12 protein-coding genes and 1 other annotated feature are annotated in these 15,088 nt (G+C 57.4%); of the genes, 5 read left to right on the top strand and 7 right to left on the bottom strand.

Annotated features, from left to right (window positions below; translation table 11 throughout):
* Positions 1 to 315: 315 nt before the first annotated feature.
* Positions 316 to 1,359 (bottom strand): 2,3-butanediol dehydrogenase, encoded by a 1,044-nt coding sequence (locus tag CDO73_RS16995; RefSeq protein WP_088489722.1) that lies wholly within the window; start codon positions 1,357 to 1,359, stop codon positions 316 to 318.
* Between the two features lie 133 nt (positions 1,360 to 1,492).
* On the opposite strand from CDO73_RS16995, the gene CDO73_RS16990 reads away from it, so the two are divergent.
* Positions 1,493 to 2,398, top strand: a complete 906-nt coding sequence (locus CDO73_RS16990; RefSeq protein WP_088489721.1) for a LysR family transcriptional regulator — start codon at positions 1,493 to 1,495, stop codon at positions 2,396 to 2,398.
* A gap of 155 nt (positions 2,399 to 2,553) precedes the next feature.
* Here the strand turns inward: CDO73_RS16990 and tyrS are convergent, their stop codons facing one another.
* A complete protein-coding gene (gene tyrS / locus CDO73_RS16985) occupies positions 2,554 to 3,852 on the bottom strand; it encodes a tyrosine--tRNA ligase (protein WP_088489720.1) in 1,299 nt (432 codons plus the stop codon).
* A 63-nt stretch (positions 3,853 to 3,915) separates the two neighbouring features.
* Positions 3,916 to 4,165 (bottom strand) — a binding site (T-box leader).
* Between the two features lie 188 nt (positions 4,166 to 4,353).
* Here tyrS and CDO73_RS16980 point away from each other — a divergent pair.
* Together CDO73_RS16980 and CDO73_RS16975 are read left to right on the top strand one after the other, a co-directional pair.
* Positions 4,354 to 6,507 (top strand): 5'-nucleotidase C-terminal domain-containing protein, encoded by a 2,154-nt coding sequence (locus tag CDO73_RS16980; protein ID WP_088489719.1) that lies wholly within the window; start codon positions 4,354 to 4,356, stop codon positions 6,505 to 6,507.
* A 281-nt stretch (positions 6,508 to 6,788) separates the two neighbouring features.
* On the top strand, positions 6,789 to 7,466 hold the full coding sequence (locus tag CDO73_RS16975; RefSeq protein WP_088489718.1) for a DUF559 domain-containing protein: 678 nt from the start codon (positions 6,789 to 6,791) through the stop codon (positions 7,464 to 7,466).
* A gap of 244 nt (positions 7,467 to 7,710) precedes the next feature.
* Here the strand turns inward: CDO73_RS16975 and CDO73_RS16970 are convergent, their stop codons facing one another.
* The 3 genes from CDO73_RS16970 to CDO73_RS16960 all read right to left on the bottom strand — a co-directional run bounded on the left by CDO73_RS16970 (position 7,711) and on the right by CDO73_RS16960 (position 9,790).
* On the bottom strand, positions 7,711 to 7,974 hold the full coding sequence (locus tag CDO73_RS16970) for a hypothetical protein (protein WP_143536143.1): 264 nt from the start codon (positions 7,972 to 7,974) through the stop codon (positions 7,711 to 7,713).
* A gap of 95 nt (positions 7,975 to 8,069) precedes the next feature.
* The gene (locus tag CDO73_RS16965; protein ID WP_088489716.1) at positions 8,070 to 9,050 is read right to left on the bottom strand and encodes an aldo/keto reductase; all 981 of its coding nucleotides are present in this window, start codon (positions 9,048 to 9,050) and stop codon (positions 8,070 to 8,072) included.
* Between the two features lie 161 nt (positions 9,051 to 9,211).
* Positions 9,212 to 9,790, bottom strand: coding sequence for a class I SAM-dependent methyltransferase (locus CDO73_RS16960; protein ID WP_256972735.1), 579 nt, complete (start codon positions 9,788 to 9,790; stop codon positions 9,212 to 9,214).
* Between the two features lie 178 nt (positions 9,791 to 9,968).
* Here CDO73_RS16960 and CDO73_RS16955 point away from each other — a divergent pair, with 178 nt between their 5' ends.
* Together CDO73_RS16955 and CDO73_RS16950 are read left to right on the top strand one after the other, a co-directional pair.
* A complete protein-coding gene (locus CDO73_RS16955) occupies positions 9,969 to 10,715 on the top strand; it encodes a YoaK family protein (protein WP_256972734.1) in 747 nt (248 codons plus the stop codon).
* 260 nt (positions 10,716 to 10,975) lie between these two features.
* On the top strand, positions 10,976 to 12,181 hold the full coding sequence (locus tag CDO73_RS16950; protein WP_088489715.1) for an amidohydrolase: 1,206 nt from the start codon (positions 10,976 to 10,978) through the stop codon (positions 12,179 to 12,181).
* Between the two features lie 204 nt (positions 12,182 to 12,385).
* Here the strand turns inward: CDO73_RS16950 and CDO73_RS16945 are convergent, their stop codons facing one another.
* Positions 12,386 to 13,156 (bottom strand): response regulator transcription factor, encoded by a 771-nt coding sequence (locus tag CDO73_RS16945; protein WP_256972732.1) that lies wholly within the window; start codon positions 13,154 to 13,156, stop codon positions 12,386 to 12,388.
* Between the two features lie 81 nt (positions 13,157 to 13,237).
* A complete protein-coding gene (locus tag CDO73_RS16940) occupies positions 13,238 to 15,049 on the bottom strand; it encodes a cache domain-containing sensor histidine kinase (protein WP_088489714.1) in 1,812 nt (603 codons plus the stop codon).
* Positions 15,050 to 15,088: the final 39 nt, after the last annotated feature.

Here is a 15,088-nt window from a genome sequence, read left to right as displayed (position 1 = left end):
GAATAAGCGTCGAAAGGGAGCTTAGGCTCTAGTGTACACTGAGAACGGCAGAAAAGAAAAGCTCCTCGCCCCGGACCGTGGTAGCGTTTTCGCTCGAAAACGTAATCGGGAAGCAAATTTGAAAGAAAATTTCCTTATTCTTATACGCAAAATATAAGAATATGGTCAATTCGCGACGTATTTTGTTGGATTAAATCTAGATTTCGGTAATTTTTTTATGCATTTAAAAATCAAGCCAACCGACATTCGCCGAATGGCGCTGTCCGTTGGCTGCAACTTCTTGCCGGATCTCGATCGCCCGCTTCAAGCGAAGGATCAACCGCCGATTTTCACCAGAATCTTCGCATGGCTCTTGTCGCGAATCAGCAGTTCCAGCCCTTCGTCGACAATATCGTCCAGTCCGATCTTATGCGTAATGACCGACTTGACGTCCAGCGCTCCCGCCTCGATCAAAGCGATGATCTCCGGAAAGATATGACGGTAAGCCAGAGTTGCCGTAACGGTCGCTTCTTTGACGAGCATTTGGAAAAAGTCGACTTTGAGCGGTTCCGGAATGGCGGCGATCACCACCACCTGTCCGCCTTTTTTCACCACCGACACGGCGCTGTCCATCGTGGGTTGAACGCCCGCCGCTTCAAAAGCGATATCGATTCCGCCGGATTGCTCTTGAATCGCCTGCGCGGCATCGACTTCGGAACTGTTCACCGGAATAGCGCCGAGTTTCTCCGCAAGCTTCAGCCGTTCGTCGAATACGTCGACCGCGTACACCTGCGACGCTCCGGCCGCTTTGGCGCACAGTACGGTCAACAGCCCGATCGGTCCCGCTCCGTACACGGCGACCTTCTGTCCGACTTTAAGGCTGCTGTGGCGCACGGCGTGCATGGCGACCGCGGTCGGTTCGACCAGCGCGCCTTCTTCGAACGAGACGTTGTCCGGAAGAGCATGAACCATATAAGCTTCTACCACGACGTAATCCGCGAATCCGCCGTCACCGTTCAATCCGACGAATCCGAAATCGACGCATTGATTGTAATGTCCTTGCAGACAATATTCGCAGACTCCGCAATGGTACAGAGGCTCGACCGCGACACGCTGCCCTTTTTCGATTCCGGTTACGTCGGGGCCGATCTCCGCTACGACGCCGGAAAACTCGTGGCCGAGCACGAGCGGAGCTTTTTGACCGGATAACGGGTGCTCTTGTCCTTCTTGAATCCCTACCCCGTGATGATACGCATGCAGATCGCTGCCGCAAATGCCGGCATATTCCACTTTGATTTTGACCTGACCCGGTTGTACGCTGCGCTCTTCGCGTTCCTCGACCCGGACGTCTTGTTTGCCGTACCAGACTGCTGCTTTCATGATCGATCTCTCCTTCTGTCAACTATTTAAAAAACGTTCTATTCAAATTTTATTATATCGCGAGCGCATCCTTCATTTATAATAATAGATACTAATGATTCCATTAATGAAACTAATGACAGGAGAATCTCTCATGAATTTGGAGCAGCTTGCTTATATCGTCGAAATCGCCAAAACGCGCTCTTTTTCCGCCGCCGCTTCGCAGATGCACATGACTCAATCCGCGATCAGCCAATCGGTGCGCAAACTGGAAGAAGAGCTGGAACTGAACGTATTCGAGCGATCCCGGCAGGGCGCGGTTCCGACGGAGGAAGGCAAACGGTTGATCGAACAGGCGATCGAGATTTTGCAGCGCGTCGATCTGCTGCGTTCCGCGATCGACCGCGACAAGCCGCTCAGCGGTTCGATCGCAGTCGCCACTTTTCCGAGCGTCATGCCTTATCTCATCGAAACGACCGCGCAGATGAAATCCGAACATCCGCAGCTTCATATCTCCATTGAAGAAAAAGGTTCTATGGACATCGCGGAAGACGTGCGGCAAGGGCGCACCGACCTCGGATTTATCGCGATCTACGACAAGCAGTTGGAACATTTGAACGGACTTCGTTTCAGCGCGATGTATGCCGGCAAACTGGTGGTCGCGGCCCATCGCGAATCTCCGCTTGCCCAGTATCATCGCGTCGCGCCCAAGCAGCTTATGCAGCACCAGCTTGCCCTGTACAACGACCGGTTCGTGCATGATTTCGTCGATCGGTTCGCCGACATGCACGGCGAGCTGTCCGTCTTGTTCTGGACCAACAATTCGGAAGCGGTGACCAGCGTGTTGGACAACGGACTTGCGGGCAGCATCGGACACGATTTTTCTTTTTATCGGCATCCGCTCTGGAAGTCGGGTCGTATCAAGATTATCGAGATCGCGGACGTGGGACAACCCGACATGCAGATCGGTTTCTTACGCTCCGAAGCGCGCGCGTTCGGACCGGGTGCGGAACGTTTCGCCGCCCGTTTCCGTCAGGCGATCGAACTCGGGCATTTGTGAAGGCGCGGCGCTAAGGACCAAACGCGGGAGAACGCCGTCAGTCTGCCGACGAGGCGACTGCGTTCCGGCAGTCCGGATCGACGCAAAAAATCCGAAAAGAACCTTTCGGTTCCTTTCGGATGCTGTAAGCGGCCGAGGCCGATCCGGCCTAATTCTTAGCCTTCGAACTTCACGACGTAGTAGTTCTTCTTGCCGCGGCGCAGCACGAGAGTCGTGCCGTGCAGACGGTCTTCCGCTCCGATCGTCGTTTCGATCGACGTGCGTTTCTCGCCGTTGACGGAGATCGCGCCGCTCTGAATGTCTTTGCGCGCTTGGCCTTTCGACGGAGCCGCACCGGCTTCGACCAACAGGTCGATCAGCAGCGGTTCGGAAGACGCTTCGGCCGTGACGCTCGGCATATCCGCCAGCGCTTCGGCCAGATCGGCTTCGTTCAGTTCGGCGAAGCTGCCCGAGAACAGCGCGGCCGTGATCTTCTCCGCGCTTTCTACCGCGTCCGCGCCGTGAACCAGTTCCGTCACGCGGCGGGCGAGTTCGCGCTGAGCGACGCGTTTTTCCGGCGCTTTGAGATGTTCCGTTTCGAGCGCTTCGATCTCTTCGCGATTCAGGAACGTGAAGTATTTCAGGAACTTGATCACGTCGGCGTCGTCCGTGTTGATCCAGAACTGGTAGAACGTGTACGCGCTCGTTTTGCTGCGGTCGAGCCAGACGGCGCCGGATTCGGATTTACCGAACTTTTTGCCGTCGCTCTTCGTGACCAGCGGCATCGTCATGCCGTAAGCGTCGCCGCCGCCGTTTTTGCCGATCAGGTCGAGACCCGCCGTGATATTGCCCCATTGGTCGCTTCCGCCGAGCTGCAGCGAACAGCCTTCGTCTTCATGCAGACGTTGGAAATCGTACGCTTGCAGGATCATGTACGAGAATTCGGTAAACGAGATGCCGTTCGCGAGACGCGAATCGACCGAGTCTTTGGCCAGCATGTAGTTGACCGTGAAGTTCTTGCCCACGTCGCGCAGGAAGTCGATCATCGTGATCGGGCCGAGCCAGTCGTAGTTGCTGACCATCTTCGCCGGGACCGGCGCGCCGCCTTCTCCGAAATCGAGGAAGCGCGACAGTTGATTTTGCAGTTTGCGCGTCCAATCCGCGACCGTATCCGCCGTATTCAGCGAACGTTCGGTCGAACGGCCGCTCGGATCGCCGATCATGCCCGTACCGCCGCCCACGAGAGCGATCGGACGGTGTCCGGCATTCTGGAAACGTCTCATCGTCAGCACCGGCAGCAGGTGGCCGATATGCAGGCTGTCCGCCGTCGGGTCGAACCCGTTGTACAGCGTGACGCTTTCTTCGCTCAGCTTCTTCTGCAGTTCTTCGCGGTGCGTGACTTGGTAGATCAGCCCTCTGTATTCGAGATCGTCCAGCAGGGCATTGGCTTCGATCGGCGTGTGTTCGTTGGTCATTAGGGGGTTCCTCCTTCGGAATCTGAAAATGAAAATCAAAAAAGACCCGGCCCGCTGCATTTCTGCAGGGACGAGTCTTAATCGCGGTACCACCCTTATTGAAAAGGCGCCATAGATCGGAGCAAGGCGCGTTTTCCACTTTAGCCGCCCGATAACGTGGACGATTCCGTCCCGTCCCTTCCGCTCTCGCGGGTTCGGCGACGGGAAGCTCCGGGACGTAATTCGCGGTTCGACCGTCTGCCACCTCACACCAACCGGCGGCTCTCTGAGAGTACGATTCCGAACGCTACTGGATTCCCTTCGACGCTTCTTATTGCGCTCCGCAGGCCGGGCGCTCATTGATTCACTTTATAACATGTTCGCGAGAAAGCTGTCAATGCCGCTTTTCCGAAACCGATTTAAAAAATAATTTACACAGCCTTTACACAACCTTTGATCTTTGAAAAATTCATGTGATACAATGTGACGGCATCAATCACAATCTAGGAGGAATGGAAGTTCATGAATTGGAAAAATTGGAGAAAGCCGAGCGTAAGCCTGGCTGTCGCGGCGCTGCTGTCGACTCAAATCGCGGGCGTAACGGGCACGGCTTCGGCAGCCGCAGGCGACGTCGAAGTCCATCTGCTGGGGATCAACGACCTGCACGGGCAGCTCGACACGACTTCGATCGTCAGCAACAAGCCGGTCGGCACCGCTCCTATTCTCGCTACATATCTCAAACAAGCCAAAGCCAAATATCCGAACTCCCTGCTGTTCCATAACGGCGATTCCGTGGGCGCGTCCGCTCCGATCTCTTCGCTCGAACGCGACGAGCCGACGCTGGAATGGTTGAACATGATGGGCTTCGACGTCGGTTCGCTGGGCAACCACGAATTCGACCAAGGCATCGCCGCGCTCAAAGCGCAGTTGAACGGCGGCCTCGATCCCAAAGAAGGCAAAGTCACGCATAAAGGCGTGAAATTCGACTACGTGAACGCCAACGTGATCGAGACGGCGACCGGCAAACCGCTGATCAAACCTTACGTGATCAAAGAAGTCGGCGGCGTGAAGATCGGCTTTATCGGCCTCGTGACCAAATCGACGCCTTCCAAGGTCGCTCCGTCGGGTACGGCGGGCGTGAAATTCCTGAGCGCGGAAGAAGAAGTGGCCGCCGTCAACAAATACGCCAAAGAACTGCAAGATCAAGGCGTGGAAACGATCGTCGTGCTGGCGCATGACCCGGCTTCGACCAAAGAAGGCGCGACGACGGGCGAAGCGGCCGATCTGGCCAAAGCATTGCCCGCGAACTCTCCGATCGACGTGATCGTCGCCGGCGACAACCATGCTTTGGCGAACGGCGAAGTGAACGGCAAACTGATCGTTCAAGCGTATTCGTACGGCACGGCGTTCGAAGACATCAAGCTCATGATCGATCCGAAAACGGGCGACGTCACGGAGAAATCCGCGACCGTAACAAGCACGTTCCAAGAAGGCGTAACGCCGGACGCGGACACCGTGGCCCTGATCAAAAAGTATCTGGACAAGCACCCGGAACTGACCAAACCGGTCGGCACGACGGACGGTTCGGTAACCCGCACGGACGCTTACAACAACGAAGCGGCGCTGGGCAACCTGATCGCCGACGCCATGCGTACCGCGGACTTCGGCGACAAAGCGGCTCCGGCCGATTTCGCGTTCATGAATCCGGGCGGCATCCGCGCGGATCTGCCGAAAGGCGACGTGACGTTCGCCGACTTGGCCAAGATCCAACCGTTCGGCAACACGCTGGTGAAATTGTCGCTGACGGGCGCTCAAGTTAAGCAGCTGCTTCAGCAGCAGTGGGGCACCAACGCCGACGGCACGCCGAATACCAAGACGCTGCAAATCTCCGGCCTGAAATACAGCGCCGATCTGAACAAACCGGTCGCGGAGCGCGTCACGTCGCTGACGACGGTGGACGGCACGGCCATCGACCCGGCCAAGACCTATACGGCCGTCGTCAACAACTTCATGGCCGCAGGCGGCGACAACTACAAGATTCTGACCGAAGCGAGCAGCTCGCTGGCCGGCCCGATCGATCTCGACGTGTTCTACAAATACGTCGTCGATACGTTCAAAGGCGGCGCGATCACCGCTAAAGTCGAAGGCCGCATCGCCAACACGCCGGCCGCCGGTTCGGAGAAACCGGATACGGACGGCCCGGCTACGGGACCTTCGACGCCGGCGACGCCTTCGAACGATCCGATCTCGCGCGCCGATTTCGTTTCCGATCTGGTTGCCGCGATGAAATTGAACGCCGTGACGTCCGCGCCGAAATTCAGCGACGTCGCCGCGGACGCTCCGTATGCCGACGCGATCGCGGAAGCCGTCAACGCCGGCCTGATCAAAGGCATCGGCGGCGGCAAGTTCAACCCGGACCGCTCGATCACCCGCGAAGAAATGGCGGCGGTTCTGGCCGCGGCTCTCAAAGGCAAGCTGCCTAGCGTCGATGCCGCTTCAGTGCTGAGCGCGTTCGGCGACGCTTCGAGCGTGTCGGCTTACGCCAAAACGCCGGTCGCTCAACTGGTGCAAGCGGGCGTTCTGAAAGCCGGCGAACCGGGAAGCTTCCAGCCGAAAAACGCCGTGACGTCCGCGGACGCAGCTGCCGCTATCCAAGCGGCTCTGGCGGTTAAATAAAGATTCTTGATCGCGAGGTAAGTCTGATCGCGTAACCTCGGACATTTGCGATTCGGCAGCCGCTTGTTCTACAATGGCATCAAGCAAGCGTTCGACGAACGCGAACCTCCGAACGGCGACGAAGAACGTCCCGCCCGATTCCCCTCCCCTGGGAATCGAGCCGGGACGTTTTTTTGTGCGGAATATTGCGGATTCGGCAAGGCGTCGCGGTCGTCGAGTCAGTTTGCCGGCTGTTCGACTGTTAGAGTATCCGATTGTTCGAGAACAAGGAGGTTTGGCATATGGATTTCGAATCGGCGCATCGTCTGTTTATCGAGCGGCATCTGCAAGAACGCACCGGCGAACGCCGGGACCGTCTGGAACGGGGCCACCGCGAAGCCGAGCAGCTTTTCTGCCGAAACGTCTGGTGGCCGCTGCGGCAGACGTTCGATCATCTGCATCCCGAATACGAAGTGACCGACTGGCGCGGACTGCGCTATTTTTGCGATTTCGTCTGGATCACGCCTTCCGTGAAGCTGGTCATCGAGATCAAAGGCTTCGGCCCGCATGTTCAAGACATGGACCGCCGCACGTTCTGCCGCGAGCTGAACCGCGAAACGTTCCTGACCGCGATGGGCTTTCAAGTGATCTCGTTCGCTTACGACGACGTCTCCCAGCGTCCCGAATTGTGTAAAACCCTTCTGCGGATGGTACTCGGGCGATACACGGCGCTCGATACGTCCCGCGCTTCTTCGCCGCGAACATCGATCGCGGAACGCGAGATCATTCGCCTCGCCTGCACGCTGGGACGGGCGGTTCGTCCGATCGACGTCGTTCGTCATCTTAATCTGGACCGCCGAACGGCTGCCGACCTGCTGCAAACGTTGTGTCGGAAACAAGTATTCGAAGCACGGTACGGCCCGGCGGGGCAGCGAGTCGTGAAATATGTGCTAAAAGACGCGGCTCGAGCTTTTATGTAAACCGGTAACGCTTCGTTCATCAAACTAAACCTGACTTTTTCTGAATAAGGCCAAAAATCCCTTTATTTTTCACGTTCGCTTCGTTTCCGGAAGAATAAGTCCATTAATCCCTCTATTTTCGGCATAATTCAAGTAATTGGGCAATAATAGAATGATTTAAGCGGAAAATTGGACTTATCTTATGTTTTCTCGAAGATATGAAAGAAATAAGGGGATTTATGGACTTAATTGCGAGTAAAACGAATCAGGCATAAAAAGAATGAGAAGTAGGCAGATCCAGCTTGTACGGCTTTCGACCGCAGATGTTTGCGGAACAGAAACGCGCCTCGATAGGAAATCTTTGCATGCTGCGAATGCTCGTTTTTCTTACGTTGTTTCCCGCCCATGCCAAAAACGGCCGCGCATCTTCGCGCAGCCGTTTTTTTCGCTTCTGATCCACTTCTGGTCCACTTCTTGTTTGCTTCTTATTCCGTTTACCGCCCGCTTCCCGTTCACCGTGGTCCGTCACGCTTGATCGCCTCTCCGATCATCCTCGCAGCGCAGAACGCGCGTACTCGAAGCGGTAGCAAGCCCTGCGGCCCTCGCCGGCTTCCCTTCTCCGACTCAACTATGCCCGATCACCGCATGCGGTACATAAGGCTCTTCCAAACGCCGGACTTCCTCGTCCGTCAGTTTGATCGACAGCGCGGCGACGGCGTCGTCCAGATGATGTTCTTTCGTCGCGCCGACGATCGGGGCGGTCACGGCGCTTTTTTGCAGCACCCATGCGAGCGCGATCTGCGCCCGAGGCACGCCGCGTTCCTTCGCCACTTCCGCTACCGCTTCGACCACCCGGCGATCCGCTTCTTCCGTTTTGTCGTACAGCGTCTTGCCGAACGCGTCGTTCTCCGAACGTTTGCTGCCGTCTTCCCAATCCCGCGTCAACCGGCCGCGCGCCAGCGGACTCCACGGGATCACGCCTATGCCTTCCGCTTCGCATAGCGGCAGCATCTCCCGTTCTTCTTCGCGGTACAGCAGATTGACGTAATTCTGCATGCTGACGAACTTGGTCCATCCGCGAGTTTCCGCCGTATGCTGCGCTTTGAGGAACTGCCAAGCGAACATGGACGAAGCGCCGATGTAGCGGGCTTTGCCGGCTTTGACTACGTCGTGCAGCGCCTCCATCGTTTCTTCGATCGGCGTGTGCGGGTCCCAACGGTGGATCTGGTACAGATCGACGTAGTCCATGCCCAGACGGCGCAGGCTGTGGTCGATCTCCGTCAGGATCGCTTTGCGCGACAAGCCGCCGCCGTTAGGACCTTGACGCATTTTGCCGTGCACCTTCGTCGCCACCACGACCTCGTCGCGGTTCGCGAAGTCTCTCAGCGCGCGGCCGACGATCTCTTCGCTCGTGCCGTCCGAATAGACGTTGGCCGTGTCGAAGAAATTGAAGCCCGACTCCAGCGCTTTGCGGATAAACGGCCGGCTTTCTTCTTCGTTCAGCGTCCAAGCGTGCGTTCCCCGATCCGGCAGGCCGTAGCTCATGCAGCCCAGACATAATCGGGAGACGTCCATTCCGGTTTGACCCAATTTGACATAGTCCATGTTCTTATTCGCTCCTTTGGGTTAAAAATAAGACGATTGCCGACCGACAGACGCTTCTTCGAACAGGCGAACGGTCGAGCCGCGGCGTTCTGCAGCTTCCGTTCGGCGCATTGCGTACCTGCCGCCGATCCGCCGCCGTAGCGGATTCGTCGCGGCGTCGTTTACACCCGCACGTCGAGCGGATGCTTCCGCACGTGGTACACGTACACTTTCGTGCGGTGCAGATCGCCGCAGACCGCCGCCGAATCCGGCTCCCATCCGTCGAACGCGAAGAACACGCTCACGATCTTCGCGCCTTCTTTGGCCCGCTCCCGCAGGATCGGACCGAGCCGCCGCATAGCGGCCGGATGCAGATAACAGACTATCAGGTCCGCCTGTTCGTACGGATACTCGAACAGATCGCCGCGCCGGAAGACCAACCGGCTGACCGGCAGACGATTGAACCGGCCGAGCAGCCGGGAGACCAGCAGCGGCACGAGCGAATTCTCCACGCCGGTCACCCGGCAGAGCGGAAACCGCCGCGCCAGGTTCAGCGCCAGCGTGCCGAATCCCGCGCCGGCTTCGACGATCTCGCAGCCTTCCGGAAGCCGGCCGATCTCGCGCATGACCATGCGCCGCACCGGCCGGCTCGTCGGCATCGGCGTGATGCCGTTGCGCACGCTGGCGGCGAAGATCATCAGCACCGCCAGCAGCACGATCGCCGTCAGCGTCCAACTGAGTATCGGATACAACTCGTGCACGGTCGCCCTCCTTCCGCCTTTGTCGAAGAATCTTTTTCGGATCGTGCAGCGTTCCCTCTCATCATAACCCTTTTTCGGGGCCGCCGCCTCTTTGCCGAACGCGGCTCCGAGTCGGAAGACCGCTTTTGTTTCCCGGCGAAAATCGAAAATGCAATTCACAAGAAAGGAATGAGCCTTTGTGCATGTCAAAACCTGGCGCAGCGGCGTCCTGATGCTGCTCTGCATGACGGCCGGCATCGTCGACGTTGTCGGCTATATCCACCTCGGCCGGGTCTTTACGGCCAATATGACGGGCAATATCGTGATCCTCGGCATGTCGTTTGCGGACGTGGCCGAGCTGTCCTTTCTGCGCGCGGCGCTCGCCTGTCTCGGGTTTGTCGTCGGCAATGCGGCCGCCGCCGCACTGCTGGGCGGCGACAAGACCCCGAGCTTCTGGCCGACGAGAATCACGACCATCTTGGCGATACAGCTGGCTTTCTATTTGATCTTCGCGGCAGCGGCCGAACCCGTCATGAGCGAATCGCGGCTGCATCTGTTGATTATCCTGCTCAGCGTCGCCATGGGCATGCAGACCACGGCGGCGCGCAGGCTCGGAATCGCGGGCATCTCTACCACCGTGCTGACGAACAATATCGCCAGCGTCATCGAAGACGTCACCGCGTTTTTCCGCACGCTTGTGCGAAGCTCTGAGAAACCCTCGCGGATCGGCGGCGAGACGTGGCTTCGTCTGACGGCCGTCGCCGTCTACTGCTTCGGCGCGCTCGTGGCCGGTCTGGCGGAAGTGAATCGTCCGTTCAGCGCGATCTGGATGCCGATCGCGGTCACGGCTTTGATCCTGATCATCGCGTTGAAGCTGTTCCGAGGTTTGAATGCCGACGGGGAACCCGCGCCTCCTGTTGCCGAGAAAAACCGGCAAGTCCGATAGCATACCCCAATCTCCCATATTCCTCACATCGAAGCGGAGCCGAAAAAAGGCTTCGCTTTCGGCTTATGTCTATTCCGCATCCCTTTTTCTCAACCCGGCATCCCTTTTCCCGCGTTCGGCCCGGATTTGGCGCAAACAAAGAGACCTAACCCAAGCAACGGGCCTGTCAACATATCTGCCGCCAACGTACACTGGGAACATGGACGAGCCGCTATCGACGATCGGCCGTCTCAATCCAAACTCGCGGGAAGGGTGATCCCATGGAAAAGTGGAACGCAAGGCTGTCGGAACTGGAAGCAACGATGATCGAATGGAGACGCTATCTGCACCGCAATCCCGAACTGTCGTTCCAAGAAACCGCGACCGCGGCTTTCGTGGCGGAGAAGCTGCGCGAATTCGGCGGCATCGAGGTTCGTACCGGCGTCGGCGGCAACGGCGTCGTAGGCACGATTCGCGGCGGCAAACCGGGCATCACCGTGGCTCTGCGCGCCGACTTCGACGCGCTGCCGATCCAAGACGAGAAAGACGTGCCTTACCGCTCGACCGTCCCGGGCGTTATGCATGCCTGCGGACACGACGGCCATACCGCCGCTCTGCTGGCGGTGGCGAAGATTCTGAGCGAACATCGCGAAGAGTTGTCCGGCAGCGTCGTCCTGCTGCACCAACATGCCGAAGAAGCGCCTCCGGGCGGCGCCAAGAGCATGATCGAAGACGGATGTCTGGAAGGCGTGGACGAAGTCTACGGCATTCATCTGGCTTCTCTTCAACCTTACGGCACGATCGGTTACAAGCACGGTTATCTGACCGCGAGCGCCGATCTGTTCGAGGTGCTGATTCAAGGCAAAGGCGGTCACGGCGCTTCCCCGCACCAGACGATCGACGCGGTCGCGCTCGGCGCTCAGCTGATCACCGAACTGCAAATGCTCGTCAGCCGACGCGTCGATCCTCTGCATCCCGCCGTATTGACGGTCGGTTCGTTCCACGCGGGGTCCGCGCATAACGTGATCGCCGATCAAGCGAAGATGACCGGGACCGTGCGGACTTTCCAAGAAGACGCCCGCGATCGGATCGAATCCGGGATTCGGGCGCTCAGCGAAGGATTATGCCGTTCTTTCGACGCGACCTGCGAAGTCGGCTACATGAGAGGTTATCCGGCCACCTTCAATCATCACAAAGAAACGGACGAAGTCGTTCGCATACTGACGGACGAACAGATCGCGAAGCTGGTCGAACTTCCGGCCATGATGGGCGGCGAAGACTTTTCGTATTATCTTCAGGAGAAACCGGGCACTTTCATCATGGTCGGCGCGGCTTTCGAAGATCAAGAGAACTTCCCGCATCACCATCCGAGATTCGATTTCGACGAGCGCGCTTTGACGATGTCGGCCAGAGCGTTTCTCGCGATCGTCGAAGGGCGATTGAACGCCGCTTCCGAGACGGCGGAAGCCGAGACCGCTTCGGTCTGACCGCCGCTCCGCCCTACTCTCGTTTACCGATCGAATTTCCGCCGATCGAATTTCCATCGAAGCGCGAAAAAGCCGGATTCCTTGGAATCCGGCTTTTTCATGCACCTTCGACCGAATATCGGCATGTTCCGTTCCGCGGATCTGCGCCGTTATCCAGACTGCGGCTTCGGGATTCGGATTCCGAGCGATCGGTACGGGCGCACTCTACAGTCCCAACCCCTGCCGGAATTCGCGCGGCGTCTTGCCGAAGCGGCGTTTGAACGATCGGGTGAAATTTTTGGGATTCTGGTACCCGACCGCCTCGCTTACTTCGTACGTTCGGCAGCCGCCTTGCTCCAGCATGTCGGCGGCGCGCGTCATGCGCACGTCGTTCAGATATTCGGAGAAGTTGATGCCCGTTTTCTGCTTGAAGTATTTGCTGACGTAAGTCGGGTTCATCCGCACCGCGAGCGCCGAACCTTCGAGCGAAGCTTCCGAACAGTTTTCTTCGATGTAACGCATGATTCGCATAATGATCGGATCGTCGGCTCCTTCCGCCACGGGAAAATCGGGTCCCGATTTCGCTTGCGATCCGCCGCCTTCTTCTGCGGCTTGCAGCTCCAGATCCATCGTTTTTTTCAGCGCCATGAAGATCTCTTTCAGCTCCTGATACCGCGTCGGTTTGAGAATGTAACTGCGCACCCCGAACTCCATGGCCCGGCAGGCCGCGTCGAAATCCCGGTGAGCGCTCAAAAACACGATGCGCGGCGAGGTTTTTTGTTTATGCAAGTATTCCGCCACCTCGATTCCCGTCATGACCGGCATGGAGACGTCGCATAACAACACGTCGACCGAATGGCAGCCGATATATTCCAAGGCTTCGAGCCCGTTCTGGGCGAACCCGTCCACTACGAATCCCAATTCGTCCCACGGGAAGTAATTTCCCAGACCATGTCTGATTTCAGCTTCGTCATCGGCAATCAGCAGCTTATACATGCACCAACCTCCTTTTTTCGACAGATTATATAACATCATTTATGAATCTTCAATGATTTTGCTTGCAAATCGAAGATATTTTCACATAATCTTTTCATTTCGTTCCGTTAAAAGGTGTTCGGCTCCGGACGCTTTTTCCGCCGGAATCATGACTTTGACGAGAGTCCCGCAGCCTTCTTTGCTGAAGATCCGCAGGCCCGAACGTTTTCCGTAAGCCAGAATCAGCCGTTTATGCGTATTCGAGACCCCGATATGCGCCGATTGGCCGAACGGCCCATCCAATTTTCGTTTCAATTCGTCCAGACGCCTTTCCGTCATGCCTGCCCCGTTATCGGACACCGATACGCTGATTCCGCCCTGCCGCTCGTAAATTTTGATCTTGATCCGTCCGCCTCGCCGATTGGCGATCCCGTGGATCAGACTGTTCTCGACCAACGGCTGCAGCAGCAGTTTCAAGATCCGGACATCTCTTCCTTGCGCCCGGCAGTCCCAGACGACGTCGAAACGCTCCCCGCTGCGCATCTGTTGAATCGCGATATACGACTCGGTATAACGGATTTCTTCTTCGATCATCACGTATTTCCGTTCCAGATCGAGCGCAGCTCTCAGAATATCGCCCAGCGGCTCGATCATCCGCGTCAACTCGTTGTCCAAGCCGCCCGCCATCGCCGCCGCTTTCCATTTGACCGACTCTAACGTATTCTGCAAAAAATGCGGATTCAGCTGCGATTGCAGCGCGCTCAGTTCCATCAGCTCGTTGACCGCCTGCCGCTGGGCCAACTGCGTTTTGAGATACTTTTTCTCCAGAAAGTTAGCAAGAATCTGCTGCACGATGTACCCGTTGACGTCTTCTTTGTCCGCGCGGGTCGCAGGTTCGGTGCCGCGCTCGGCATCGTGCAGCATATCGACGATATGCCGGATATTTCGCACGTCGCGCCGGGCAAACCGCAGACTGATCGCGATCGCGGCGAGAATCGACAGACCGGCGGCGATCGCCGTGTAGACGCCGAGGCGGATCGGCAGTTCGTAAAGGGCCGAATTCGGCGTAACCGAAGCGAAACGCAGCCCGTAATCGGGCGATTGCAGTTCCGCCACGTCGTAACCGAACGCCGATTCGCCGAACAACGCTTCCGGGCGGTAAGGATCGAACAAAAGCCCGGATGTTCCGTCGATGCGATCTCCTTCTCCCTGCGCGATTACGCGTCCGTCCAGATCCGCGATCAACAAATGCTGATCGGCCGAAGTCGGCAGGCCGGACAATTGTTCTTTCAAATAATCAAGTCGGACGTTCAGCACGATCACCGCGTCGTTTTTCCCTTTGATGTCGAGCATCTGATACAACGAGATCACGTCGGTGCGAAAGCTCGCCAATCCGTATTTATCGAACGAGCGTGGCTCGGTCCATTGTTTGTTCCGCTCCGACCGATGCGCCGTATAGCTGTCGTACCATCCCGCATCGTACGTGTCGTCGAAATCCATCATGCCTCCGGTCGTCGACGAGATGAATCGTGCGCGTTCGTTCGCCACATAGACGTAGATCGATTCGATATAAGGCCTGGCGATCGCGGGCGAATCGATAAAATTTTTGAACGAAGCGAGATCCCGGTAATCTTCGGGGTCGGGCAGCGGCTCGTTCAACATCTCCCGCAGCCGGCCGAATTCGAGCGCGCTGGACACCGCATGCATATGCAGCGTATCCAATTCCTCGAACAGCAGCTCCACGTTCGCCCTCATCCGATCCAATACCCGCCGGTTCGCCGCCTGTACTTCGCTCCCTACATAGTTCTGAATGATCGCGATCGCCAGTCCTCCGAGCATGACCAACGGAATCAATACCGGCAGCATAAACGACGAAAGCCTGCGTACAAAAAAAGTATTGTAAATTTTCTTCACACCGACTTCCCCTCTCTTTGTCGCAACCTGACGTTTTAC

The sequence above is a fragment of the Saccharibacillus sp. O23 genome (genome assembly GCF_002205895.1).
Taxonomy (GTDB): domain Bacteria; phylum Bacillota; class Bacilli; order Paenibacillales; family Paenibacillaceae; genus Saccharibacillus.
The sequence above is the reverse complement of the archived record's forward strand: the minus strand, read 5'-3'. Positions and strand labels throughout refer to the sequence as shown.

Coding starts and splice junctions, on each gene's coding strand:
- CDO73_RS16945 (WP_256972732.1), bottom strand. CDS start 13,156: ATGTATAAGCTGCTGATTGCCGATGACGAAGCTGAAATCAGACATGGT.
- CDO73_RS16975 (WP_088489718.1), top strand. CDS start 6,789: ATGGATTTCGAATCGGCGCATCGTCTGTTTATCGAGCGGCATCTGCAA.
- CDO73_RS16990 (WP_088489721.1), top strand. CDS start 1,493: ATGAATTTGGAGCAGCTTGCTTATATCGTCGAAATCGCCAAAACGCGC.
- CDO73_RS16980 (WP_088489719.1), top strand. CDS start 4,354: ATGAATTGGAAAAATTGGAGAAAGCCGAGCGTAAGCCTGGCTGTCGCG.
- CDO73_RS16995 (WP_088489722.1), bottom strand. CDS start 1,359: ATGAAAGCAGCAGTCTGGTACGGCAAACAAGACGTCCGGGTCGAGGAA.
- CDO73_RS16950 (WP_088489715.1), top strand. CDS start 10,976: ATGGAAAAGTGGAACGCAAGGCTGTCGGAACTGGAAGCAACGATGATC.
- CDO73_RS16965 (WP_088489716.1), bottom strand. CDS start 9,050: ATGGACTATGTCAAATTGGGTCAAACCGGAATGGACGTCTCCCGATTA.
- tyrS (WP_088489720.1), bottom strand. CDS start 3,852: ATGACCAACGAACACACGCCGATCGAAGCCAATGCCCTGCTGGACGAT.